The organism is Photobacterium obscurum (genome assembly GCF_026191635.1).
Taxonomy (GTDB): Bacteria; Pseudomonadota; Gammaproteobacteria; order Enterobacterales; family Vibrionaceae; genus Photobacterium; species Photobacterium obscurum.
On sequence record NZ_JAKRRW010000009.1, the window covers coordinates 104634 to 129649 of the forward strand.

Here is a 25016-nt window from a genome sequence, read left to right on the forward strand (position 1 = left end):
GTAAGTGTTCAGATAATTGCGCAAGAATGCTCCCATACCGATGCTGATTGGTATAAGTCCTTCACTGGTCTGTTGAGTCACTATCTTTGACAACAACCAGCATTAATCACAATTCGATGCTGCTATAATTGCTAAATTGTTATTCCTCATAAGCATTAAAAAGTAAGTACTAATTGGTAATGAGAATAAAGAATTTTGCACCTGTCAAACTGAGTACGAGAACAGCACTGTTGTTTGGTGTCGGTCTGTTTGCCATTGCAGCCCTTTGTTTATTCAGTGCTCGCTATTTCTTTTTGTTGAATCTCAATGAGATAGAGCGGCAGCATATTCTCCAGTACAGTACCCAAGCTAAATCCGTCATCGATATAGTGGTTCGGAACCAGGGAGAGCGGGCCCATGATTGGGCAAACTGGGATGAAAGCTACTACCTTGTTACTCAAGGTGACGATGCCTATCAGGAGCGTAACTTATATTATGACGGCCTTAAGAATTTAGACCTCGATTTGATGTTGTTTCTGAATCGAGAAGGGAAGGTTGTCGAGAGCACGATGGTAACCGATCAGTCGCTATCTACCGACATCCCTTCTGGGATCATTCACCAATTATTGTCGTCTCAGGGGCTGGGCCGCATTTTGAAATCAATACGGGCTGGTCAGTCTTCTGTTGAGCAAGAGTTAGCTGGTCTAATGGCTATTGATGACAAGGTACTGATTGTTAGTATTACCCCAATTCGAAATAGCCTGGCTAACAGCCCTGTTGGCGGTTGGCTAATATGGGGACGTTACTTATCTACTATTTTCCCGAGTCGGTACAGTGCCATTCTTTCGGCGGAAAATACCCTGGAGCTGGTTACAGCAAAAGACAATATTGCAGGTAAAATTTTTCCATCCATTCAAGTAGAGAATGAAGGTAAAAGCTTAGTGGCGTGTGTTGTCCTTAAGGATATAAATGGTAAGCCATTGGCAATATTGAAAAGCAGTCAACCACGCTCTATTGTTCAAGGCGGTAACCAACTTATTAGCTCGCTGGCAATTGCGATGTTTGCCGCGGCCGTTGTTATTGGAATCCTGACGTTGCTTGCCTTTCGGCGTAAGGTAGGTAGTCGCTTTTTGGCTTTGGAAAAGGGACTTGAAGCCTTGGTCAAGGATCAATACAGCACTCGAATGCCTGTGGAAGGCAATGACGAATTTTCGATGGTTGGCGAGGTTATTAACCAAATTCTCACTAAATCATCCTATACCCATTCTGCGCTAAGTGATGTGGCCGAGAAATTTGAAGCCTTATATCGCAACAGTAACCTTGGCTTGTTGATGGTGCTTGATGGGAAAATAGTGGATGCAAACGACACGATTGCCACCATATTGCATTACCCCTCAGGAAAAGTACTTATTGGACAACCGCTATTGAATCTCTGCTCGGAGTCGAGTCGGGAATATTGCCAGGTTGAACCTCTGTGTCAGGCCGTTGCGGAGGGGACTAGACACTTCGATACCGATATGCTGTCTGCTGAGGGCACCCTTGTTGCGTGTAAATTAGAGATAACGCCAATTAAGCAACAAAATGGCGAAGCTCTGATGCTTTCTATTAAAGATGTAAGCCAGCAGAAAGTGCAGGAAGGGCTAATTAAGCAGTTGGAAAAGTACGATGCAGTAACAGGATTGGTTAACCGTCAAACGCTGTTCGAGGTACTCAAGAAGAAATTATATGAGAGGCATCGAAGGCCTAGCTCCGACTATTTATCGTTGCTCTATATAAGGATAGAGCGTTTTAATATCGTGGCTGGCGCATTTGGCCATCAAATGGCTGATGAGATATTGGTTGCACTGACAAGGGAGTTAAAGCACAGAGTTGATTGCAGGATCTTGGGGCGTGTAGCCGAAAGTGAATTTGTGTTTGTTTTAAATACAGACAGTCGTTTTGCCCCATATCGTTACGCCAAGAAAGTTATCGCAGCACTAGAGCAGCCATTAATCGTTGAAGGCGTTGAGGTGCGACTGTCGGTGTCGGTAGGTTTAGTGCTTGCAACCCCCATGATTGCATCTGCAGAAGAGATGATGAATGCCGCAGAATATGCGACGTATCGTGCTGGAAGTCAGAAGACACGTATTCAGCTATTGAATCGAGGTACCTTCGAGCAACTCAAAAGCCATAGTGTGATCCAACGTGATATGGTCAAGGCGATTCGCGATGGAGACATTTATCCTAAGTTTCAGCCTATTATTTGTGCTGCAACTGAGGAAATATGTGGCTTTGAAGCATTGGCGCGATGGCAGCACCCTGAGCTGGGTGAGGTATCACCTGCGCGATTTATTCCTATGGCTGAGTCCCGTGAACTGATTATTGCATTGGGTAGCCGGATTTTAGAGAAGTCTTGTGAATTTTTGGCGAAGGTGAACGACCTGCGCCACAATCATGGACTGAGTCCGCTATCGGTACATGTAAACTTGTCGAGCCCACACTTTTCTCACTCTGAACTGATACCCTTGATTAAATCTGTCCTTAAGAAGTATCAAATTAAACCCGAGAACCTAACGATCGAAATAACAGAAAGTATGCTGATTGGATCGGCCAAGAAGGTGATTCACCGAATGCAGCTGATTAAGAAGATTGGGGTTAAGTTGGCTTTGGATGATTTTGGCACCGGGTATTCAGCACTGAATTCATTGTGCGAGTTTCCGTTGGATGTGGTGAAGCTAGATCAGAGTTTTGTGAGGCGGATTGGTGTTGATTATCAGGGCGAAATCTTGGTGAGTAACATTGTCAGTATGTCTAATGCCTTGGGGTTAAAGATGGTTGCTGAAGGAGTAGAGACCGAGAACCAGAAGTTGGCCCTACAGGCTCTCAATGTAGATGAACTCCAGGGATACTACTTCTATAAGCCAATGTCGGCTGAAGACGGCTTGCGCTTTGCTCTTGCCGGGCCGATAAAATCTGAACACGTTTTGTGAGTACAAAAGCCTAAACAGCAACTAGCATCTCTTTAAGTTGAGATGATGTGTTACCGCAGGCCAATGTATAGAGGCAATGCTCGGTTCGAGTGATGAAATCGTCTGGGCTTCTGGAGTCTGTGTGGTAAAGCGATTGGTGAAACTCATTGCCAGGAGCAAGAAGGTTGTATTGCTCGTGTCCAGAACTAACAGTGACTGTCTGATATAGACCAACTTGCATTAGTATCTGATCATTCTCCCTTGTCTTAGGTGATTTTTCTGGCGATTCTCTGAACATTTACTTCTCCCGGTTAATATGACTCCATCTCGGGTTTGATGGTGAGGATAACCATTGTGTCGAGAGTTATCTATTGGTGGTCACATTTGGAGATTAGGGGTTATAGGTAGGGTTTTGAATGATTTATTAGGTGAGGGATGAAAACAGGGCAAATGTTGCCCTGTTTTATATTGGCAGCTATGGCGCAATTCTTATTGGCGTACCGTCGGCGACATACATTGCAATCTCTCTGATCTGAGGATTATTAACGGCAATGCATCCCCGCGTCCAATCGACACCTTGGTACAGTAGCGGTTTATTCTTACCATTGGGTAACCCATGGATGAAGATGTCGCCTCCAGGATTGACACCAAGTCGTTTGGCATTTCTCACATCTTGCTCGTTAGGGTAATTAATGTGCAAGCTTAAGTGAAAGCGACTTTTTCGATTACGAAAATCAATGGTATATAGACCTTCTGGTGTTCGATAGTCACCGCGCTGTTGTTTGTGACCAACAGGTTGCTTTCCGAGGCTAATTGGATATTCTCTAAAAATCTGATTGTTTCTGATCAAAAACATTTTTCGTTCAGATTTTTTTACTAACACGAGATCAGCGGTAGGTCGATCACTATATGCCAGTACAGATTGAGATAAGACCAGTAATATAAATACAATTATAGTTTTCATTAACTTCTTAATTATTATAAGTTTGTTTTAAGTGTTTAAATAGAAAAATAAAAGTAGGGAGGCGAAGTGATATTTCATAAGCATCCATGCTTTATTTTCTAGTCGTTATAATTTGTAACTTAGCGCAAGGTATTTCGTGTTCTTGACATTGCTCTGATATAACGAACTTTAATAAATGATAGATTAGTAATCAACTCTACTTGTGAATATTTTGAGGTCTGCCTGCTCGTTTTTTGAGCGCTGATTCATCAATGCATTGAAATGAAAATAATAAAAAAATTGCTCAGATTGTAAGTTTTTTTTCGTCAATTATTTGTCGTCAATTAATTGTCGCGGGTCTTGGCTTGAGCGATAGAATAATGACGTTTATCTGCACCGAATAAATCATGTGTCACAACTTGCAATGTTTTTCCATTCTAATTGAAACTAATTTGATAGTATTTGAGCGGCTTTGAAGTGGTTGTTTGCTGCTTTAGTATTGACAGGTTTCGTTTCATGCAAAAAAATCGTTATCAAATTTATCTTCAAGAAGACTTTTCCTTTAACTTGCGTCACTCTTGTCGTTATTGGCAAGAAGCCGTGTTGCAGGCATCTTCATGGTCGAACGATGATAAGCAGAAAGTCTATATATTTGATACCCTGGCAACTAGTAATGATGAAGATGTCTATTGGGTCGATACCTCAGGCCAGCCTATGGCGACAGGCCACCGTTCTCATCCAGGCTATGAAGACATCAGATTAACGCCAATAGCAACCCTTTCAATGCTGCAGTTAACGGAAACACTGAATGTCGGCAATACGGTGACTTTGCTTCGGCCTCTTGATGATGTTAACGACGAGCTATGCCATCTGAGTGAGGCTTCCGAGCAGTTCGATATGTTGAGTGGAGCTTATATGATGGATTCACCGCTAAGCCGGCAACATCATCCTGAAAACGATGTTGCACTGATGGTGTATCAACAAGACTCGCTTATCGCCACGGCTATGTTTAGTCGTTATATTGAAGATCATCGTTTTCCATCCCACCTGTCCGAGTTGTGTTATGAACTCTCTCTCCATACGGTATATGTTGAACCGGAATTTCGTGGCATGGGCATTGCGGCGAGCTTAGCTAATACCATTGTTAATATTGCCCGAAGTGATATGGCGTCTCTACACCGCACATTATTAACAATGAATATTCGCCTCAAGCCTTGGTTTTCCGCGCTAGCTTTAACCGCTGGTGGTGAGGCCATTTGTGATATTCTCAGCGAAGCTTTTGTTGAAATGAATGATGATGTCATTGAAGAACTGATGGATGACGGTTTCACTATCAGCTACCAAGATCCCATTATTTCCGTAGAAAGCTTAGCCGTGTGAGTGATAATGTAGACAAGCAAGGCTGATAAATTGGGCTTATATATATGGCGATTAGTTTGATTATATAAAGTGAATATACAAGGCTGACTTAACTTCTTATATTTCAGTAAATAAAACTAATTGTACATCAACGCCGTGCTTGTTTGATTTGGGTGTAACTTAGCGTCTAGAAGAAACCAATCCAATATAAAAATAAAACGAGAGTTAATAATCGAAAGGGCTAAACAGTCGAGTTAACAATGTTGACAAATTATTGTTAAATGATGAGCTTATAGCTCTTGTCATTATTAACTTTTGTTGCGGGGAATATCATATCGTTATTTTGGTGTTCATCCAGTTAAGATTTAGTTGTATTTTTATTTGTAAATATCGCTGAGAATGCCCAGTTGAACCATAATTTATCTTTAACCGTATAAGGTAACTACATAGATGGCCTGGTGTGCCTATACATGAAAAGTAGTTGCCTAAACTGCACAGCAAAAACTATCAGTTAAGGTTAAGGAGCAATGATGGACGAACTCGCTGTTGACTTGGCAAGATTTCAATTTGCTTTTACAGTGTCTTTTCACATTATATTTCCGGCATTTACTATTGGTCTAGCAAGCTATCTTGCGGTTCTTGAAGGTTTGTTTCTTAAAACCGGCCAGCATAAATACATCGAACTCTATCAATACTGGATAAAGATTTTTGCGATTAGCTTCGGAATGGGCGTGGTCAGCGGTATTGTTATGAGCTATCAGTTTGGGACAAATTGGAGTGTTTTCTCTGATAAAACCGGGCCTGTGCTCGGTCCGTTGATGGGGTACGAAGTCTTTACAGCATTTTTTCTTGAAGCGGGCTTTCTTGGGGTGATGCTGTTTGGTATGAACCGAGTTGGGAAAAAACTCCACTTTCTGGCAACAGCAATTGTTGCGTTCGGTACCTTGTTTTCAGCATTCTGGATCCTGTCGGTTAACAGCTGGATGCAGACGCCTGCGGGTTATGCTGTCAATGAACTGGGCCAATTTGTTCCAGAAGATTGGTGGGAAGTTGTCTTTAACCCCTCATTTCCCTATCGCTTGGTCCATATGGTGTTGGCGGCATACCTGACGACGGCTTTTGTCGTCGGCGGGGTCGGGGCGTACCATCTGCTTCGTTCTCAGAATAACCATTTAGCCAGGACGATGTTTTCGATGGCGATGTGGATGGCGGCGATTGTCACGCCTATTCAGGTGGTTGTCGGCGACCTACATGGTTTGAACACCTTAGAACACCAACCCGCTAAAATCGCGGCGATGGAGGGGCATTATGAAACGCAACAAGGCGCCCCTCTCATATTGTTCGGTCTTCCTAATGAAGAAAACAAGACAATAGACTATAAAATCGCAATCCCCCACCTGGGAAGTGTAATCCTCAAGCATGAGTGGAACGGTGAAGTAACTGGCTTGGATGCGTTTCCTGACGATGAGCATCCACCAGTGAGTATTGTCTTTTGGAGCTTTCGCCTGATGGTCGTGATTGGCTTCCTGATGCTGGCGGTTGGGTTAACAAGTCTATGGCTACGAAGGAAAAAGGAGCTTTATTATCAGTCATGGTTCCACCGATGTTGCGTGGCCATGGCACCTGCCGGTTTTATTGCGATTATCAGCGGGTGGGTTACCACAGAAGTTGGCCGCCAGCCATTTACAGTTTATGGCCTGCTGCGCACTGCCGACTCCATTTCTCCTGTCGATGCCGCTGCTGTCAGTGTATCGCTGGCTGCCTTTGTTATTGTTTATTTTACTGTCTTTGGCGCCGGTTTTTTTTATTTGCTCAGGCTAATGCGAAAGTCACCAACCAAATATGAGAAGGAGCTGAAAGGTGGTAGTTCGACGATTACGACAACAACTCATTTAAACCCTTAGGAGGCCATATGGATTATGCATTGATATGGTATGTTCTGATCGCTGTTGCTGTATTGGCTTACGTTGCCCTCGATGGGTTCGACCTGGGTATTGGTATTTTGTTTGTGGCCGGGGATTCAGTCAAAGAACGAGATCTGATGATGAATAGCGTTGCACCGGTCTGGGATGGCAACGAAACCTGGTTGGTACTCGGTGGTGGTGGGTTATTTGCGGTATTCCCTTTGGCATATTCCGTCGTGATGCCTGCTTTGTACGCACCGTTAACGATGATGCTGCTTGGGCTAATTTTTCGAGGTGTTGCCTTCGAGTATCGCTTCAGAACTCGGCGGGGGCAGTTCTTATGGGATAGTTCGTTCTTTATAGGATCGCTAGTCGCGACCTTCACTCAGGGCATGATGCTGGGAGTACTGTTACAGGGAATAGAGGTTGTCGACCGTCAATATAGCGGTGGCTGGTTTGATTGGTTTACTCCGTTTAGCGTATTTTGCGGTTTCGTGACCATCGCAGCATATACCCTGCTTGGTGCTTGCTGGCTGTTGATCAAGTTGCCAGAACCTTACCAGCAGCGGTATTACGCAACAGCGAAACGGTGTGCACTCGTCTTGGTGGTGATGGTGGGGATTCTCAGTATCTGGTTGCCTTTGGGGAATAGTGAAATTGCGGCTCGTTGGTTTTCTTTTCCACAAGCCTTACTGTTTTTGCTGATCCCTGCGGGATCGGGGTATCTGGTCTATTTGTTGTTTAAGGATTTGATTGAGCATAAACCCCTAAAGGCCTACTTGGCCTGTTTAGGCTTATTTCTGCTTGCTTCAATCGGCTTTGGTGTTAGTACCTATCCCTATATAGTCCCTCACAGTCTGACTTACGTCGAAGCGGCCGCACCAGATACTAGCCTGAAGTTTCTACTCAGTGGGGCGGTGATCTTATTGCCGCTAATCATTGCCTATACCGCCTATTCGTATTGGGTCTTCCGTGGAAAACTGAGTGAAGACGAGGGGTATCATTAATGATCTCTCCCTGTATGAAACGATGGCTGTGGTTTACGGCATTGTGGCTAGGTGGTGTGCTGAGCCTTGCGTTTGTTGCCGCAATTATTCGTTGGGCCATCATCTAAATGAATTAATCCAGCAGACATCCTGCAGCGTTAGTCGTTGCAGGATATCTGCAGGGGCATGGCCAGAAATTAGCAAGCTTCCTCTATTTTCATCGACACCTCTTGGCGTGCTTGCTCTTTTTGCTGCAAGAGAGGCGGTGGTTGAGACTGGGCTTTCTGAGATTTATCTCGACTCAGCATTAGCATGCAGGGTGTCAGGATCAACGTTAGCAGGGTAGCAAAAGTCAGTCCGCCAGCAATAGCAGTGGCCAGTTGGGACCACCATTGGGTACTGGGAGCACCAAATTCCACTTTCCTGTTGAGCAGGTCGATGTTCATCTCTAGAACCATCGGCATCAGACCCAATATCGTGGTAATGGTCGTTAACAATACCGGGCGTAATCGCTGGGCCCCGGTATGCATAATCGCGAGGGTTTTATCGTAGCCTTTTCGGCGCAGCTGGTTATAGGTATCAATTAGCACAATATTGTTATTTACGACAATGCCGGCTAGTGCAATGACACCAATACCTGACATGATGATACCGAATGGCCGCTGGAATATCAGCAGCCCCAGGAAAACGCCAACAGTTGAAAATAACACGGCACTTAGAATCAGAAATGCCTGGTAGAAGCTGTTGAACTGGGTGATAAGGATCAGCCCCATAACCGCTAAGGCAACGATGAATGCAGACTGCAGGAAGCTTGAGGAGTTTGCCTGCTCTTCATTCTGCCCGCGTAGTTGTACAGTAATACCATCACCGAGCGCCATTTGGTCAATAGCGGCTTGTACTTTGGGGAGTTCAAGGCTGAGGTTGTAGCCTGGAGCAATATCAGCCATCACTTCAAGTATTCGTTTTCCGTCCATACGACTAATTTCATTTTGTTTTGGGGACGGAGAGACAGTCGAGAAGTTGGTAATGGGCACTAACCCATAAGCGGTCTTCACTCTTAGCTCATCAAAGCGACCAATATCCCGCTTGGTATCCGGGTAGCGAACAAGGATATCGACCTCCTCGTCGGTATCGTCTGGCAGGTATTCACCAATTTTAAGGCCGTTAGTTACAAACTGTACGGTATTGCCAACGAGCGTTGCATCGCCACCGAACCGAGCAGCATCATCTCGGTTTATATCTATTTCCCAATCAATACCGGGTTTAGTGCCGGTATCAGAGATATTGGTAAATTCAGGCTGGGATTCCAACCACTGACGAATTTTAACGACTTCCGCTGGTATCGCGGTGTTATCGCGACCGGAAACTTCGATCACTAGATCGTGCTCACTTGGCGGACCGGCTTCCGGAAATTTAAACTCAAGCTCGATGCCGGCCAAGTCAGCTGTTTTCTGGCGCAGCTCTGCAATAATGTCTTTGACGGGGGCTCTAAATTGCCAATCTAGCGGGTTAATCTGTATTTGGCCGATCTCATCGTTTCCGCCTGTGCGGGTATAGACACTGCTAATTCCTTCCGTACCGAGCACTTTTGCTTCCACTTCACGCATGAGGGCATCTTTTTCATAGATAGATAAATCTCCGTGGGAGCGGGCCTTGATAGAGAAGTGGGGTGGATCAACCTCGGGGAAAAAGACGACGCCCAATCCTGCTTGAGCGTAGCTCAGGCCGACTAGTACAGCCATTAAAAGTGCACTGATTAGAATTTTAAACGGGTGCTGAATGGCCACGGCTAAACTGCGAAGATAAAGGCGGGTTAGCCCTTGGGCTTGATCGAAGCGTCCTTCTTCAACGGCTATCATATGTTGTCGTTCGGCATGGCTGATATAACGGGGCTTTCCGATGACACTGCCGAGAACAGGAACAAAAAACATCGCCATGACCAATGATGCACTTAGGGTTGCTATCAGAGTCAGGGGCAAGAAACGCATAAACTCGCCCGTTGTATCTGGCCAGAAGAGCATGGGGGCAAAAGCGGCGAGCGTTGTTGCCGTTGAGGCAGTAATAGGCCATGCCATTCGTTTAGCTGCTTCACGATAGGCTTCCTTGCGAGGAACATTTTCTTGCATGCGACGATCGGCATATTCGGTAACAACAATGGCACCGTCGACGAGCATTCCGACGGCCATGATCAAAGAGAACAGAACAATAATATTTACGGTTAGGCCGCTCATTGCCAGCACAAGCAGACCGGTGAGGAAAGAACCAGGAATAGAAATACCGACCAAAACAGCGGTTCGTGCTCCGAGTACCGCCAAAATGACGACAACGACCAATATGATGGCGGACAAGATATTGTTTTGTAGGTCGCTCAGCATCATTTTTACATCTTTTGACTGATCTAGCGTGTACTCTACCAGCAGGTTATCTGGCCATGCTTCTTGTTGTTGCGCTGCTTTCACAACCGCTTTGATTATTTCTACTGTCTCGATGATATTTTCACCGGAGCGTTTTTTTACATCTAGGACGATGGCTGGCTGCCCATTAAGGCGGGCGAAGCTTTCTGGATCCCTGAATGCACGTCTTACGGCAGCAATATCGCCGAAGGTAACGACTTTATTGCCGTCAACCTTGATGGGGAGCTCCAGTATATCTTTTAGTGAGTCAAATACTGAGGGGACTTTAACCGAGAAACGACCATAGCCACTGTCAATAAATCCTGCTGCGACTACTCGGTTGTTGCGTGATACCAAGTTGAATACATCGTTCTGATCGAGGCCGTAACTCTCCATCAGTAATGGTTCGACGAGTACTTCGACGACATCTTCTCTGTCGCCGGCGATATCGACTTCGAGGATCTGGCGGTAGCTCTCAAGCTTATCTTGTAGCTCCCTCGCAATTTGGATGGTTGTACGTTCCGGTACCGTACCATACAGCACCATAGACAGGACGGGGTCGACATTGGCCAATGTAATTTCATTCACTGTGGGCTCATCGCTGTCAGCCGGAAGTTTTACTTTTGCGATATCAACCGCTTCCCGAACATCAGTTAACGCCTCGTTGAGATCTATCCCAATATTGAATTCAAGCACAACCGATGCGTGGCCTTCAGAAGCCGTCGCACTCATTTCTTTAATCCCCTCGATAGAGCGGAGCTCCTTCTCTAGCGGGCGGACCAGCAATCTCTCTGAGTCTTCAGGGCTTATGCCTTGGTGAGCAACAGAAACGTAGATAATCGGTATTGTGATATCCGGGTTGGATTCTTTGGGGATGATGCGATACATCACCATGCCCGCAATAAGTACAAGTACGAGTAGGGTGATTACGGTGCGGGTGCGGCTTAGTGCTGCATTAATTATTGTAAACATTATTCATTCCCTGCGCGGCGAACAGGAACAACATTATCACCATCGCGAACAAACCCCTGGCCAACAGTGATAACATCGACGGTCTCTTCTACACCACCTAGCCAAACGCCGTCTGGCTCAACTTTTACGATAGAGATGGGAACAAAACTCACGCGATTTTCATTGACCAGTGTTTTGATCCCTAAATTTCCGGCCTCATCAAGCGCAAGCATTGACGGCGTTATTTTGATTGCAGGCTGGGTATCCAGCTCCAACTCAACTTCGGCACTGATCCCTGCTGAGAGCGTCATTTCGCGGTTGGGTATTTCTAGCTCTATGGCAAAGGTATTGGTTTGCGGTGAGGCGATAGTGGCCTGATATCTTAGCGTGCCAACTGTGCTGAAGCCGGTTACCAGCGATATGTTGGCTTTCTGGCCACTATAAATTTGTTGTATATGCTTTTCGCTGACATCGGCATTAATGACAAGAGGATCGAGATCGACAATGGAAGCAATGGGGTCACCAATACCAAGATAGTCTCCTTGTTCAATATGAAGTGTTTCGACAATGCCATCGAAAGGAGCACTAATTAGGGTATTTTCTAGTGCTAGCTCTAGGTTTTTGACTGACGATTTTGCTTCGATATGAGCGGCCTCCGCCTTGCTTAATGCAACTTCGCCTTGTAATCCTCTTTCCCGTAATGATTTTGCCGCTTTAAGCTCTTTGTTTTTTACCCGCAGTTGTGCCTGTGCTCGCTGCAATTGAATAACCCGATCCGCTTTATCCAGTCTCACCAGGGCCTGTCCTGCTTGAACTCGTTGCCCTTTGCGAACTAAGAGTTTCTCGACGGTCCCTGCAACTTCTGCTCCCAGTGTAGCTTGTCGGTCAGGAGCTGTTCGACCATAGAGTGATATAGAGCGGGTGATTGGACTGCTGGTAAAGGACGTTACAACGACTTTAGCGAGAGGTGCTGTTTTTTGGGGGGACGATTCTGATGTTGAGGGTTCTGTGGTTTCACTTTGATCTGACGTGCCACTTAACAACCACAGTCCAATGGCGAGCAGAATGATTGCTGAAATAATCCAGGGTTTTCTTGCAAGGTGTATGTTTAATGGTTTCATCTGCCACTGTCCTTGTCAGCAAAATGTAGGCGTTGTTACGTTATGGGTTAATGATAGTTTATAGTCTCAATCGTATGATTAGTAAGCTGAATGTACTAGCAATAAACAGCTTTGCTGTGGGTTTTACGTGTGATGTCTCAATAATATAAACATCTATCTTAAGCGAGCCCGGTAAATGGTCGCATTGAGACTAGGAAACTTGCTAAGAAATGCAATGTCATGAAGGAACGTATAACAATTTCAGTATCCTCGGTTAACGGATCGAGGCAGTTTCATCTTGGAAGAAAGTCACAGAAGCGTCTGCGCTTGGCTGGCTATTTTGTCTTAGTTGCTTCCCTGGTGACAGTGGGCGCGATGTTATACCTGGTCAATGAGGTCGACTTTGCCAAGGTAAAACAAGAAGAGCTGGAAAAACAGTCTTATTCAATGAGTGAAGAGCTTGATGTACTCAACCAGCTTAAATCAGATCTGGAAAGTGATTTAGATGAGCGAGAAACACGATTGAGTACCGTTTCAGATCGTTTGGGTGAGCTGGAAAATTTACTTGGTGTCAGTACCGATAACGATGCTCGCTTGGAGACTCGTCTCGATGTGGCAGCGATCAACTCGGCAGTAAGAATAGCTGTTTTAGATGGCTTACCCAATGGTTCTCCTGTCAAGAATGCGAGGCGCTCTTCTCAGTTTGGAGTGCGCAAGCATCCGGTATCCGGGAAGAAGCGTATGCATCGAGGCTTGGATTTTGCGGTCAACATCGGCACGCCGATTTACGCCCCTGCCGACGGGGTCGTAGAGACCGTGCGACCTAGTAATAAGGGCTCGGGGAACTTTTTGAGGCTGCAGCATTCTTTCGGTTTTACGTCGTCATATTCCCACCTAAAAAAATTCGCTGTTCGTAGCGGTGACTTTGTAAATAAAGGGGACTTGATTGGCTATTCCGGGAACTCAGGTTTGTCCTCAGGACCACATTTACATTATGAAATCCGTTTCGTTGGGCGGGCTCTGGATCCGAGCTCTTTTGTTGACTGGGGAATGGATAACTTTGAACTTATTTTCGAAAAAGAGAGAAAAATCAAATGGGCATCTTTAATAAACAAAGTGGAACAGCGAGTCAGCATGCAACTACAACTGTCATCGCAAAGGGATGCAATATTACTGGAGAGCTCCAGTTAACTTGTGATATTCAGGTTGATGGTGTGATTGAAGGTAAACTTCGTATTGAGAAGAACTTGGTCGTGAGTAATACAGGGCATTTGAAAGGCGAAGTCTATGCAGACAAGATCGTTGTTAATGGCCTGATTGAAGGGACCTGCTGTGCCAATACGATTGAAATCCTCAAAAAGGGTGTCGTGTCCGGCACTATTTACAGTGACAATTTGAGTATAGAGCGCGGTGGAAAATTCTTTGGCAGCACCCATCCGGCTGAGCAGAAGCAAGTCGTTGAGTTAACACCGAAAGATAAAGCGAGTTCAAAACCGGCGAATAAGAAGCACCAATCGCGAGCGGTAAACGAGTAAAGTTGCAATAAGTGGTGTTCGGAAGCGATCTTTGAGAAGGGGCGGAATTAGTGGTTTACTGATTGGTTAACGGTCTAATAGCCAGAAAAATAGTTTTCTATCCTGTCAAAGGCGAGGTTGATTGTGTCTTCATCAACACAGTAGGCCATACGGACATGGTGTTCGCCAGAGGGGCCAAATGCGCTGCCCGGTGTAACTGTCACCTTAGCCTTGTACAGCAGATCAATGGCAAACGATTTTGAATCAGAATGTTCCACCAGAATTTTGGGGAACATATAGTAGGCACCTTCTGGTTTTTGCCAGGAAAAAACAGAAGGTACATTGGACAGCCTCTCGACCATTAAATGACGGCGTTTATTCAGAACCGTGGCAAATTCTTGCTTGTGGTTTGAAGGCAGAGAAAGGGCGGTGATACCCGCTAACTGGGAAATACGCGGGGCGCAGATCATGGTTGCATCGTGTACCTTCATCGCCTCCCGTTTTAGCTCCTCAGGCAGGATCATATAACCCAAACGCCAACCGCTCATGGCATAGGCTTTGGAGAATGAATGTAGGTAAACAATATGCTCTCGGTATTGCTCGATACAGGCAAGGTTGAAGTACTTTCCCTCACTTTCGTAGGTAAAAGCACTGTAGGGGTCATCAATGATCACCAGAATACCGTGTTGCTTGGCGATTTCTCCCACTAGTCGTAATTCATGTTCGGTAAAGATTTTTCCTGTGGGATTCGAGGGTGAAACCAGCACAATTGCCTGAGTTTTTTCAGTAATTAAATTGGGTAACAGGTTGAGGTCTAAGCACCAGTTGTTATCTTCAATCAAAGGCCAGTAAACCGGCTTGCCGTTGAACATAATGATTTGCTGGATATGGGAGGCAAAGCAGGGATCTGTCAGAATGATTTCGTCACCGGGATCGAGCATGGTGTGGAACATTGTATTTAACCCCTGCATATTACCGGCAGTGATCATCACGTTGTCATCAGCAGAGACTTGGATTCCCGTTTCTGTCAGATGTTTCTTAACCACTAATTCGCGAAACTCCGCGAGCCCGTCCGGTAAGGTATATTTTCCTGCATCAGGGTCTTGTATCAGTCGTTTGATAACCGCTTGACGGATGTAGTCTGGAGTTTTGAAGGAAGGCAATCCCCAGGCGAGAGATACAGCGTCATTGACCTTGGCACTCAGCATGGCCATGTGTTTAATTTCAGATACACAGGCTTCATGGACGTAGTTGGAAACAATGTCGGAGATAAAAGTCATTAGGTAATGATAGGCCAGTAATACCAAACCGAATCATTTTTATAATGCCCTGACACAAAAAAGCCTGTTCTTTCGAACAGGCTTTCTGCTTCTCTATGAGAATTTGGTACGACTAAGTGGACTCGAACCACCGACCCCCACCATGTCAAGGTGGTGCTCTAACCAGCTGAGCTATAGTCGTATTGTCTTTTGTGTGATAACAACTGGTTGATTGCTATCAATGCCTTACAGCATGTTTGGTACGACCGAGTGGACTCGAACCACCGACCCCCACCATGTCAAGGTGGTGCTCTAACCAGCTGAGCTACGGTCGTATTATCTTTTAGTTGTAAACCGCATTTACTCAAGGAGTGGGGCAGTTTACTAAAATCTGGTGCGTCTGAGTGGACTCGAACCACCGACTTCCACCATGTCAAGGTGACACTCTAACCAGACTGAGTTACAGACGCAAATTTTAACTTTCGATAAGGTTAGCTTATACGAAAATTGGTACGACCGAGTGGACTCGAACCACCGACCCCCACCATGTCAAGGTGGTGCTCTAACCAGCTGAGCTACGGTCGTACTGTTTGTTGTTCGCTGAGAACAAGGTGGATATTAAACACTTCATCGCAGTGGTTCAAGACCAAGTATCGATAAAATCAGAAAAAAATGTTTGTTTGCTTACAGTTTGTGCAAAATGAAAAGCTCTTAATCAACTATTGGTTTAATCGCGCTAACTGTTTGTTCATTAACGCGATTACAATTTATTGTTATTGCTCGATTTCTGTCACAGCTTCTTTTTCCAGCGTTGCATACAGTTCTTCAAAACGTTTGGTGAGCTTATGGCTTGGGTATATATGAAGAAGTGGTTTTTGGTGGTAGTGAGACTCTTTCATTTTTATAGACTGCGGTAAATAGGGTTGCAGGATTGGTAGGCCGAGTTCACTTAAGTCAGCAATGATCTGTGATGGGAAGTTCGCCTGTGCGTTGAACATATTTACGATAACTCCCTCAACATTAAGGTTGGGGTTATGGTCTTCCCGTAGCTCTGCCACATTGTTTAGCAATGTGAGTAGAGCTTGTTGCGAAAAGCTATCACAATCAAATGGAATTAACAGGCTATGGGCTGCGATTAATGCGGCTTTACTAAAGAAGTTCAGGTTAGGCGGTGTATCGATATAGATCCGATCATAGATCTTCTCTAGTTCATCAAGAGCATCGCGAAGCTTGTAGATTTTATAGCGACGCTCAAGCTCAGATTCAATTTTTTCGAGCTTAGGACTAGAAGGAATAATGTCCAAGTTTGAAAATGATGTCGGTTGAGGAAATTCTTTCACTGGTGTCGATACTGAAAACCAGCCAACGGTTTGGTTAAGTAAATCCGCTACTGTTCTTTTATTTTCGACGTTAATATCGCAGCCGAGATAATGGCTACTGTTACCTTGTACATCTAGGTCAATCAACAGCGTTTTATAACCCTTGGCTGCACTTAGTGCGGCTAAATTAGCGGCAATACTCGACTTTCCGACGCCACCTTTCTGATTGAATATAACACGACGCATTGTTCCTACCTTGGACGCTATCTGATTGAAAATAAGTTTAATTGATTAAAATATCGGGGGGTTATTGTAGTAACTCGTGATCTGGCGGCAGTAGCCTTGAAATCCATAACACCAGCTTGTGTTTCATGTTGGGGCCATCTTCCTGATCGATGGCAAGTGGCGTGATTTGTTTCGCCTCAACGAGAAGGCGGTAGATGCACTCAACCTTATCTTTTGGCGAGACTGTTTTATCCAAGTCACCATATCCTTGCTTTTTAGCAAACGCCATTCCTAGCTCTAAGGCTTTCTTTAGGAGTTTGGCTTCATTCTTATGTTTCTTCATTGTTTGCTCCTTGCAATACGGATTTGCTTATCTTCTTCATTAAGGAGGAGATGAGCAAATACCTATCAACTGTGTTTTATATTAGAGTGAAACGGGATCAATCTAAACAACAAACTCACGGTTATTTGATCATTGTATACCTAGTTTAATTCCACACCGCTCAAAAGTACGTTGCCAGAATTCCACATGAGCCAGTGTTGCCTGTCTGAAGCTGTCGAAAAGCTCCCCGGCCACATAGTTTTGATAATACACTGAAAATTCGTCAGAAATTACTGATGGTGGCTGAAGGACTTCTTGAAGTGGTTTCTGGATTTGTCGGTATTGAGAGTCTAGGTCTGCGAGGTAGGGCTGAATATCGGTGACAAAAAAGCGGAAAAAGACATTGCTGAGAAACTCGGCCTTTTGCTGATTGCGGTTTGGGCCGCAATGAATATTATGCTCATTGGCTTCCAGTAGTTTAATTGTGGCTTCTAGCCAGTCTCTGGTGCGTGCCATTGAATAGACCAGCTGGCCGAAATAGCGATAGGGATGAATTTGTTGTTGATGAAACAGTAGCCTTTCAGCCTGTTTGGGAGGCACAGTCTCTTGCGCTTGGATCATGTGATGAATTGTTTGCAGGTAATGGATAGCTTCTTGGTTCTCAATGAGTCCAGGGAAATTGTTGAGCGAGAAAGTCCGGTAGTAAATGGCCAATTGTTTGCGCCACTCTTCACCCGCGGTGAGCATATTCCAGAAATAGACGGACAATTGCTGACGTTTAAGCTGGTGGAACTGCTTGAGGTCGGGCAGTAGCCCTGAGTCTATGGGAAGGGTATCGATGCAGTGCTCTAACCCATCCATAAAGAGTAATTCATAGTGAAATTGGCGGGTTCTGTCTCTGACTTTCCCAAGGATTGAATTGCGTTCGGCGATCAGCTGAAATAGGCCACATTTTCTGAGTTCGTAAGCATCCAGCAAGCCGATGCGAATATCACTTATGGGCAGTATCAGGTCGCGGGGGGCAGCGAATACGGGGATGTCGGTATCGGGTTTTGGCGAAGGAGAAACGTCCAATACCTTGGCGAGCCGTTTATTATAGTTTTGGAGACTGGCTTCTGCAGAGTTTCGGTCACAGCCCTGAACTAAAAGAAAAAGCAGTAACAGAGTTAGAAAATGGAATAGGTCGCTTTTAGCCATCGCATGTTCTTTGCTTGGTCTTGGGGGGACTTCTTTTATTATGGTAAAACAACAAGAAAAGGCGACCTATGGTCGCCTTTTCATCTTAATTAAAGTCTGTGGAATGTAATTGAGGGGCACACCCTAGCGCAAAGACATTGCTATCTGATGGTCATCGTCCTGCTTATGCACCCAATGCATTCGGGTTGCCAGCATGATGGCCGCTGAACTCAGGCCGATAATATTGCCGATCCAGAAGCCATGCGGGCCCATCGGTTCTACAACCCAGTTCGTCAACCCGAGGGTATAGCCAATCGGTAGGCCGAGAATCCAGTAGGCGATAAAGGTACGAATAAAGATAGCACGCATGTCTTTATACCCTCGGAGTGCCCCTGCTGCGACAACTTGTACGGCATCGGTACACTGGTAGATTGCCGCCAAGAACAAGAGTTGCCCCGCGATAAGGATAACTTCAGGGTTATCGGTATACATCTGTGCAATTTGTTCACGAAACATGACGGTTAAGAGCGCGGTCAGCATGGCAATAACAAGCCCGACAAGCAAACCACAGCGAGAAGCAATCTTGGCTTCTTCTAGATCTTTTTGCCCGAGCAGGTGACCGACACGGATGCTCAATGCCGCCCCCAGGCTCATTGGGATCATAAATATTAATGAAGAAAAGTTACTCGCTACCTGATGGGCCGCTACGGTAATTGAACCAAGAGGCGAAATTAGCAATGCGATGGCAGCAAAGAGTGAGACTTCAAAGAAGATAGAAGCGGCAATGGGTAAACCTAGTTTAAACAGGCGTGAAATAGCCGAGAGCTGAGGTGTATGCCAGTGGCTAAATAGTCCGATCGAATTTAACCGTTTGTTAAGCCTAATGTAGACTAACATCGAAAAAAACATGAGCCAATACACGATAGCGGTCGCGACGCCACAACCAACCCCGCCCAGCGCTGGAGCACCGAACTTGCCGTATACAAAGATCCAGTTGAGTGGAATATTAGCGGCAAGACCTATAAAGCCAATAACCATGGCTGGTACGGTAAGAGACAAGCCTTCAGAAAAGCTTTTAAGGGTCTGAAAAAAGAGGAAGGCAGGAACCGCGAATAACACTGCGTGTAGATAGCCGATAGTTTTATTTGCAAGTTCTTGTTCTACATCCATCATGTCTATCAGAGCGCCAGCATTGTATAGCACTAAAATAATGGGTAATGAGACGATGGCTGCCAGCATGAAACCATGTTGTACCTCAAATGGAATCTTCTGTTTTTTTCCTGAGCCATTAAGTGTCGCAACAACAGGAACTAACGCGATCAGCAAGCCCACACCGAACAGGATAGAGGGTAGCCAAATACTCGCTGCAACAGAGACGGCAGCCATGTCAGTCGCACTAACGCCACCAGCCATGACGGTGTCAACAAAACCCATTGACGTTTGAGCAACAGAGGCAATGAGTACTGGGATGGCGAGCTTTAGTAAATGACGCGTTTCGCGCCTGTAATTATGCACAGAAGGCTCCTGAAGCAGAGAAAAGTAATACAAATAGTTCGTGCGGTGGATTATAACCTCTACTGTCGTTGATACAATTGTTTATCGAAGAGCGTTCTGAAGACCCCATCAATATGTTGGTAATATTGTAACCGCTATATCGAAAACGGCTTTATTTGATTCACTATATCTTATTGAACATATGAATCAGCAGCAATTCCCTTAAAGGATCTTCGGTTCACCATCCCACTCAAATGACTTTATTTAGATGGCTGTATAAGTTTTTGATAGTTTGAAGAAGTAGCCACTTAGAGCTGTGATACCATTGCTATTCGAGATAAATGGCGGTTAGTTGAACGAACAAAGTCAAGCGGAACTGAAAACAACCTCCAGTTTTGTAGACAAATTGCTGAATCATTAACGAAAACCAAACTGAAGAAGGTTTGCAGGAGAGAGTATGTTTACCGGTATTGTTCAGGGAACGGCGAAGGTAGTGAGCCTTATTAAGAAAGACCAATTTCAGACCCACGTGATTCAAATGTCTGAAGAACTACGAACAGGTCTTGAAATAGGTGCATCAGTTGCACATAACGGTTGTTGCCTAACGGTGACCGAGATACATGACGATCGGGTTTCGTTTGATTTGATGCAAGAAACGCTGAAAGTGACCAATCTAGGTTTGTTGAAGGTGGGCGATGAGGTCAACATTGAACGGGCTGCAAAGTTTGGTGACGAAATTGGTGGTCATTCGATGTCAGGACATATAAACGTGTCGACAGAGATTTGTGAGGTAATAACCACTCCAAATAACTGCACTATCTGGTTTCACTTACCTCAAGCCTATCAAAAGTATGTTCTGCGGAAAGGTTACATCGGTATTGATGGTTGTTCATTGACTATCGGTGATGTGAAAGAGGATCGTTTCTGCGTTCACTTGATACCTGAGACCCTGAATCGAACGTTGTTCGGTCAACGCCAGAGTGGCAATGTGGTTAACATTGAAATCGACCCCCAGACCCAGGCGATTGTTGATACGGTAGAAAGAGTATTAGCAGCTAAATCAATTTAAGTTATTTGCCTGGTGAATATATAAATATCCCTGCATCTTTTGTACAGGGATATTTATATTTAGCTGGCTTATAGAATATATTCCAATTGTTATTGATTAAAATATTTGTTCGTCATCAGCATCAACAAAAAGATTAATCGTTTTGTGTTGATCATCGACTTCCATCGTCAAATGTATGGCATGGCAACAGGCAGGACAATCATCGTAAAACTCCTGACTACCGTTACTGGTATCTAGAGTAATTCTAATGTGATGACCGCAGTGAGGGCAGGTTACCCCTTGCTCTGTAAAATTCTTCATATTGTACTCCTTAAATAGTGCTGAGCACATATAGCCAGCTTCCTTACTACTTGTTGGACAATTAACCCATAACTAAACTTTAGCGTTTGAAAATCGTTTTTGCCGAGAATTAACTGCAAAGTTTGATAGCTTCGGTAATTTTGAACAAATACTGACAGAATAATCGAATATTATTCAGTTACGCTGGACGTTTATGATTTTGTAAGTTCTTAATTATTTTATAAGAAGTCAATTTAGGAACATTTGGAACTTGGCGAGGGTACTAAATTTGATGTAAAGGCAAGCCTGGTTACCTTTACATCATTTCAGTATTTTTTTGTTTACTGGATGCCAGCAATCAATTGCTTGTTTACTTCGTGAAGCGAGGAAAGTTTATGATCAGCAATGGCCCAACGGGCATCGTTGGCATAGGCTTTTTCTGGTACCGCGATTCCTATCATTTGGGCGGCTTTGGCTGCCAGTAAACCATTAACGGAGTCTTCAAAAGCAACGCAGGCTTGTGGAGGTACGCCAAGCTCGTCGGCTGCATTGATATAGACTTCTGGGTGAGGCTTCCCGTAGCGGAGGTGCTCGGCAGATAATACTGCTGAAAATTTCTCTTCTAGTGACAGTGCTTCGAGGGTCGCTTTTATTAAACGCATTGGCGATGAAGAGGCAAGGGCAATTTTCAAGCCAAGCTGTTCGCAGGCATCAATGGCTTCCATTACGCCTGGCAGCATAGGTTTGTATTCTTTAACCAGTTCTTCAACTCGAACTACAATCATTTCGGTGACGGCGGCGCAGTCGGGGCCTTGCCAAGGTTGTTTGCCAAACCAAAATTCAACGACTTGATCAATGCGCAATCCCATGGTTTGCAAGGTATCTTTCTGTTCAATCTGTACGCCAAGCGAAGAGAAAACTTCAACTTGAGCACGTTGCCAAAACGGTTCTGAATCGACCAACAGGCCATCCATATCAAAAACAGCAGCTTGTAACATCTATCAATCTCAATATAAAAGTACTAAAAACAAGTTGAGCATTTATACCCAATCACCTTGCTTGAGGTAGCTTAGGTATAAATGCTCAACTCGTAATATTTCACTGAAGATAACATATACCTCAGAATAATTCTGATGGATGTTAGCTAGAAAAACTGAGGAGCTACTTTAGTAGGCCGAGTTTTTCTATTGAATGCTCGGCTTGAGCGATATAGCTTCCACCAAACAAGTTACAGTGATTTAAGACATGGTATAGATTATATAGCTCTTTGCGTTCTTGATACCCATCATCCAAAGGCCAAACTGATTGGTAACCATCGTAGAAACTGTGAGGGAAACCACCAAATAGTTCGGTCATCGCAATATCGCACTCTCGATCGCCCCAGTAGCTGGCGGGATCAAAAATAATCGGTCCGGTAACAGTAACAGCGGTATTGCCATGCCAAAGATCGCCATGGAGTAAAGACGGTTTCGGTTGGTGGTGCATGAGTAGATCGATCACTCTACTGGTGATCGTATCGATATTCCCAAAATCAATTCCTTTCTCTTTGCAAAGCTGTAGCTGCCACGCAATGCGCTGCTCTGCAAAGAACCGACACCAGCGACGGCGCCATTTGTTTGGCTGAGGAGTGAGCCCGATGTAGTTATCTAAGTCAAATCCATACTCTGCCTGCTCCCCCCAAGAGTGTAGACGAGCTAGTTCTTGGCCAAGGGTATAAGCCGCTTCATTGTCGAGCACTTTAGTTGGTAAGTAGTTTAAAACTAAAAAGGATTTATCACGGCTGGTACCGAGATGTAGAAACTGGGGGACCTGAATACAATCAGCTTCATTGAGGATACGTAAACTTTCAGCTTCGGTTTCGAATATTACGAGCAGGTCACGATCATTGAGTTTCAGAAAAAAACGATCGTTACCGTCACCAATACAGTAGCAGTCATTAATATCACCACCTTCAAGAGTTTCCCTTTCAGTGATTTTGAATGGTTTTCCTAACACGTCTGAAAGCTGGTGAGAAATCGCTTGCCACATAGCATCCTCCACGGTAGATCAAGATTATAACGAGATTTTTCAGTCTCACTTCAACATCTTAGTCTATTTATTGAACAAAGAACTGTGCGCTTATCAAGGTTTTAGCTTGTCTTTGTCTGTCGTATCGCTGAAATGATAGCTAAATCAACATCAAGAAGATGAATCAAAAGCATGACAAAATAATGAAAAAAGCCGGAAAAATGCTTTCCGGCTTTCTGCTTAAGGGGGGATTACAGGCTTGGTAGTAACTGAGCCGGCATTAGCGGGTTATAAGCGGCTTCTTTAAGAAGTTGGTTGGCTTTTTCGATATCTGGCGCGAAGTACCTGTCCTTGTCATAGAAAGTTACACGTTCACGCAGTTGCGCCTTGGCTTGCTCAATACGCTCCGAGCTTCTGTTCGGCTTTCTGAAATCCAGCCCTTGCGAAGCAGCCAACAGCTCGACGGCCAGAATACCTCGGGTGTTTTCCGCCATATCGGTCAGGCGTCGACCGGCAAATGTTGCCATCGAGACATGATCTTCCTGGTTGGCTGATGTTGGCAAGCTATCTACCGAAGCCGGGTGAGCCAGCGTTTTGTTTTCGCTAGCCAGGGCTGCGGAAGTCACCTGGGCAATCATGAAGCCGGAGTTCACGCCTCCGTTATCTACCAAGAACGGGGGTAGCTTACTTAGCGCGCTGTCGATCAATAGTGCCATTCGGCGCTCTGATAAACTGCCAATTTCGGCAATGGCAAGGGCTAGATTATCAGCCGCCATTGCAACAGGTTCTGCGTGGAAGTTACCACCCGAAATGATGTCGCCATCGTCAGCGAACACTAGCGGGTTATCAGAAACAGCATTGGCTTCAACTTCAAGAATATCGGCCGCGTGGCGTATTTGCTGTAGGCAGGCACCCATTACCTGAGGTTGGCAACGTAATGAGTAAGGGTCCTGTACTTTCTCGCATTGTTGGTGTGATAGGCCGATTTCACTGTCTTTATCCAACATGTGGCGGTAAGCCATGGCTGCGTCGATCTGGCTACGATGACCACGGACGCGATGGATGCGAGGATCAAATGGGCGGCGGCTACCTAGTGCCGCGTCGACGGACATTGCGCCACAAACGATGCCAGAAGCATACAGGTCTTCTGCCGCAAACAGCCCTTCAAGGGCAAAAGCCGTTGATGCCTGTGTGCCGTTGAGTAGGGCAAGTCCTTCTTTTGGAGCCAGCGTAATTGGCTCAAGGCCTGCAATCTTAAGTGCCTGCGCACCAGAAATGACTTCATCTTGATACCGAGCCTGACCTTCGCCCAGCAGTACGGTACTCATGTGGGCAAGGGGGGCTAGGTCGCCTGATGCACCCACCGAGCCTTTTTTAGGGATACAAGGATAGACTTCTGCGTTGATCAGCTGAATAAGCGCATTTACAACCAGCGGGCGAATACCAGAGTAGCCCCGTGCCAAGCTGTTGATCTTCAATGTCATCATAAGGCGTACGGTGGCATCGTCCATGAACTCGCCGATACCTGCTGCATGAGAAAGCACAATACTACGCTGGAGTGTTTCCAGATCTTCTACGGCAATACGGGTATTGGCTAACAGGCCGAAGCCGGTATTGATACCATAAACGACTCGGTCTTCGGCAATGATTTGTTCGACTGCACGGGTACTTTCCAGCATTCCTTCGATTGCCGACTCGTTGAGTGAGAGCGATGTAGGTTGGCGGCTGATTTCACGGAGCTGCTTAAGAGATAGCTTTCCCGGATTAATTTCTAATTGGTACATACAAC

Annotated in this window: 20 protein-coding genes and 4 tRNA genes; 7 read left to right on the forward strand and 17 right to left on the reverse strand. The window is 45.2% G+C overall.

What is annotated here, in order from left to right; translation table 11 throughout:
- Positions 1 to 179 precede the first annotated feature (179 nt).
- Positions 180 to 2948 (forward strand): EAL domain-containing protein, encoded by a 2769-nt coding sequence (locus tag MD588_RS13225; protein WP_265697808.1) that lies wholly within the window; start codon positions 180 to 182, stop codon positions 2946 to 2948.
- A gap of 10 nt (positions 2949 to 2958) precedes the next feature.
- Here MD588_RS13225 and MD588_RS13230 read toward each other — a convergent pair whose 3' ends face one another.
- Positions 2959 to 3225 (reverse strand): hypothetical protein, encoded by a 267-nt coding sequence (locus MD588_RS13230; protein ID WP_265697810.1) that lies wholly within the window; start codon positions 3223 to 3225, stop codon positions 2959 to 2961.
- 177 nt (positions 3226 to 3402) lie between these two features.
- The gene (locus MD588_RS13235) at positions 3403 to 3891 is read right to left on the reverse strand and encodes a L,D-transpeptidase family protein (protein ID WP_407676568.1); all 489 of its coding nucleotides are present in this window, start codon (positions 3889 to 3891) and stop codon (positions 3403 to 3405) included.
- Between the two features lie 495 nt (positions 3892 to 4386).
- On the opposite strand from MD588_RS13235, the gene MD588_RS13240 reads away from it, so the two are divergent.
- The 3 genes from MD588_RS13240 to cydB all read left to right on the forward strand — a co-directional run bounded on the left by MD588_RS13240 (position 4387) and on the right by cydB (position 8140).
- Entirely contained in the window at positions 4387 to 5250 is an 864-nt protein-coding gene (locus MD588_RS13240) for a GNAT family N-acetyltransferase (RefSeq protein WP_265697811.1), read from the forward strand.
- A 509-nt stretch (positions 5251 to 5759) separates the two neighbouring features.
- On the forward strand, positions 5760 to 7133 hold the full coding sequence (locus MD588_RS13245) for a cytochrome ubiquinol oxidase subunit I (protein WP_265697812.1): 1374 nt from the start codon (positions 5760 to 5762) through the stop codon (positions 7131 to 7133).
- Between the two features lie 8 nt (positions 7134 to 7141).
- Positions 7142 to 8140 carry a cytochrome d ubiquinol oxidase subunit II gene (gene cydB, locus MD588_RS13250; RefSeq protein WP_265697814.1) on the forward strand — a complete coding sequence of 333 codons (999 nt, stop codon included), beginning with the start codon at positions 7142 to 7144 and terminating at the stop codon, positions 8138 to 8140.
- Between the two features lie 176 nt (positions 8141 to 8316).
- Here the strand turns inward: cydB and MD588_RS13255 are convergent, their stop codons facing one another.
- Positions 8317 to 11484 carry an efflux RND transporter permease subunit gene (locus MD588_RS13255; RefSeq protein ID WP_265697815.1) on the reverse strand — a complete coding sequence of 1056 codons (3168 nt, stop codon included), beginning with the start codon at positions 11482 to 11484 and terminating at the stop codon, positions 8317 to 8319.
- Positions 11484 to 12584 (reverse strand): efflux RND transporter periplasmic adaptor subunit, encoded by a 1101-nt coding sequence (locus MD588_RS13260; protein ID WP_265697816.1) that lies wholly within the window; start codon positions 12582 to 12584, stop codon positions 11484 to 11486. Before MD588_RS13260 ends, MD588_RS13255 begins: the two co-directional genes overlap by 1 nt.
- A 219-nt stretch (positions 12585 to 12803) precedes the next feature.
- Between MD588_RS13260 and MD588_RS13265 the strand changes: the two genes are divergently transcribed.
- Both MD588_RS13265 and MD588_RS13270 read left to right on the forward strand, forming a co-directional pair.
- Positions 12804 to 13754, forward strand: a complete 951-nt coding sequence (locus MD588_RS13265; protein WP_265697817.1) for a M23 family metallopeptidase — start codon at positions 12804 to 12806, stop codon at positions 13752 to 13754.
- A gap of 8 nt (positions 13755 to 13762) precedes the next feature.
- Positions 13763 to 14098 carry a bactofilin family protein gene (locus tag MD588_RS13270; protein ID WP_265697907.1) on the forward strand — a complete coding sequence of 112 codons (336 nt, stop codon included), beginning with the start codon at positions 13763 to 13765 and terminating at the stop codon, positions 14096 to 14098.
- Positions 14099 to 14172: 74 nt separating this feature from the next.
- Here the strand turns inward: MD588_RS13270 and MD588_RS13275 are convergent, their stop codons facing one another.
- The 9 genes from MD588_RS13275 to MD588_RS13315 form a co-directional block, all read right to left on the reverse strand.
- The gene (locus MD588_RS13275) at positions 14173 to 15357 is read right to left on the reverse strand and encodes a pyridoxal phosphate-dependent aminotransferase (protein WP_265697819.1); all 1185 of its coding nucleotides are present in this window, start codon (positions 15355 to 15357) and stop codon (positions 14173 to 14175) included.
- Between the two features lie 104 nt (positions 15358 to 15461).
- A tRNA-Val gene (locus tag MD588_RS13280) sits at positions 15462 to 15538 on the reverse strand.
- Between the two features lie 56 nt (positions 15539 to 15594).
- Positions 15595 to 15671, reverse strand: a tRNA-Val gene (locus tag MD588_RS13285).
- Between the two features lie 57 nt (positions 15672 to 15728).
- Positions 15729 to 15806 (reverse strand) — tRNA-Val (locus MD588_RS13290).
- 38 nt (positions 15807 to 15844) lie between these two features.
- Positions 15845 to 15921, reverse strand: a tRNA-Val gene (locus MD588_RS13295).
- 188 nt (positions 15922 to 16109) lie between these two features.
- Positions 16110 to 16901 carry a ParA family protein gene (locus MD588_RS13300; RefSeq protein WP_265697820.1) on the reverse strand — a complete coding sequence of 264 codons (792 nt, stop codon included), beginning with the start codon at positions 16899 to 16901 and terminating at the stop codon, positions 16110 to 16112.
- A 61-nt stretch (positions 16902 to 16962) separates the two neighbouring features.
- On the reverse strand, positions 16963 to 17223 hold the full coding sequence (locus MD588_RS13305; RefSeq protein WP_265697821.1) for a DUF5062 family protein: 261 nt from the start codon (positions 17221 to 17223) through the stop codon (positions 16963 to 16965).
- A 129-nt stretch (positions 17224 to 17352) separates the two neighbouring features.
- Positions 17353 to 18399: a DUF3080 domain-containing protein gene (locus MD588_RS13310; RefSeq protein WP_265697822.1), complete on the reverse strand. Its 1047-nt coding sequence runs from the start codon at positions 18397 to 18399 to the stop codon at positions 17353 to 17355.
- 123 nt (positions 18400 to 18522) lie between these two features.
- Positions 18523 to 19893, reverse strand: a complete 1371-nt coding sequence (locus MD588_RS13315) for an MATE family efflux transporter (RefSeq protein WP_265697823.1) — start codon at positions 19891 to 19893, stop codon at positions 18523 to 18525.
- Positions 19894 to 20329: 436 nt separating this feature from the next.
- Here MD588_RS13315 and MD588_RS13320 point away from each other — a divergent pair, with 436 nt between their 5' ends.
- Positions 20330 to 20941: a riboflavin synthase subunit alpha gene (locus MD588_RS13320; RefSeq protein ID WP_265697824.1), complete on the forward strand. Its 612-nt coding sequence runs from the start codon at positions 20330 to 20332 to the stop codon at positions 20939 to 20941.
- 96 nt (positions 20942 to 21037) lie between these two features.
- Here the strand turns inward: MD588_RS13320 and MD588_RS13325 are convergent, their stop codons facing one another.
- The 4 genes from MD588_RS13325 to hutH all read right to left on the reverse strand — a co-directional run bounded on the left by MD588_RS13325 (position 21038) and on the right by hutH (position 25011).
- The gene (locus MD588_RS13325) at positions 21038 to 21241 is read right to left on the reverse strand and encodes a CPXCG motif-containing cysteine-rich protein (RefSeq protein ID WP_265697825.1); all 204 of its coding nucleotides are present in this window, start codon (positions 21239 to 21241) and stop codon (positions 21038 to 21040) included.
- Between the two features lie 320 nt (positions 21242 to 21561).
- On the reverse strand, positions 21562 to 22218 hold the full coding sequence (gene hxpB, locus MD588_RS13330; RefSeq protein WP_265697826.1) for a hexitol phosphatase HxpB: 657 nt from the start codon (positions 22216 to 22218) through the stop codon (positions 21562 to 21564).
- A 163-nt stretch (positions 22219 to 22381) separates the two neighbouring features.
- Positions 22382 to 23248: a fructosamine kinase family protein gene (locus MD588_RS13335; RefSeq protein WP_265697827.1), complete on the reverse strand. Its 867-nt coding sequence runs from the start codon at positions 23246 to 23248 to the stop codon at positions 22382 to 22384.
- A 230-nt stretch (positions 23249 to 23478) separates the two neighbouring features.
- On the reverse strand, positions 23479 to 25011 hold the full coding sequence (hutH, locus tag MD588_RS13340; protein WP_265697828.1) for a histidine ammonia-lyase: 1533 nt from the start codon (positions 25009 to 25011) through the stop codon (positions 23479 to 23481).
- Positions 25012 to 25016 lie beyond the last annotated feature (5 nt).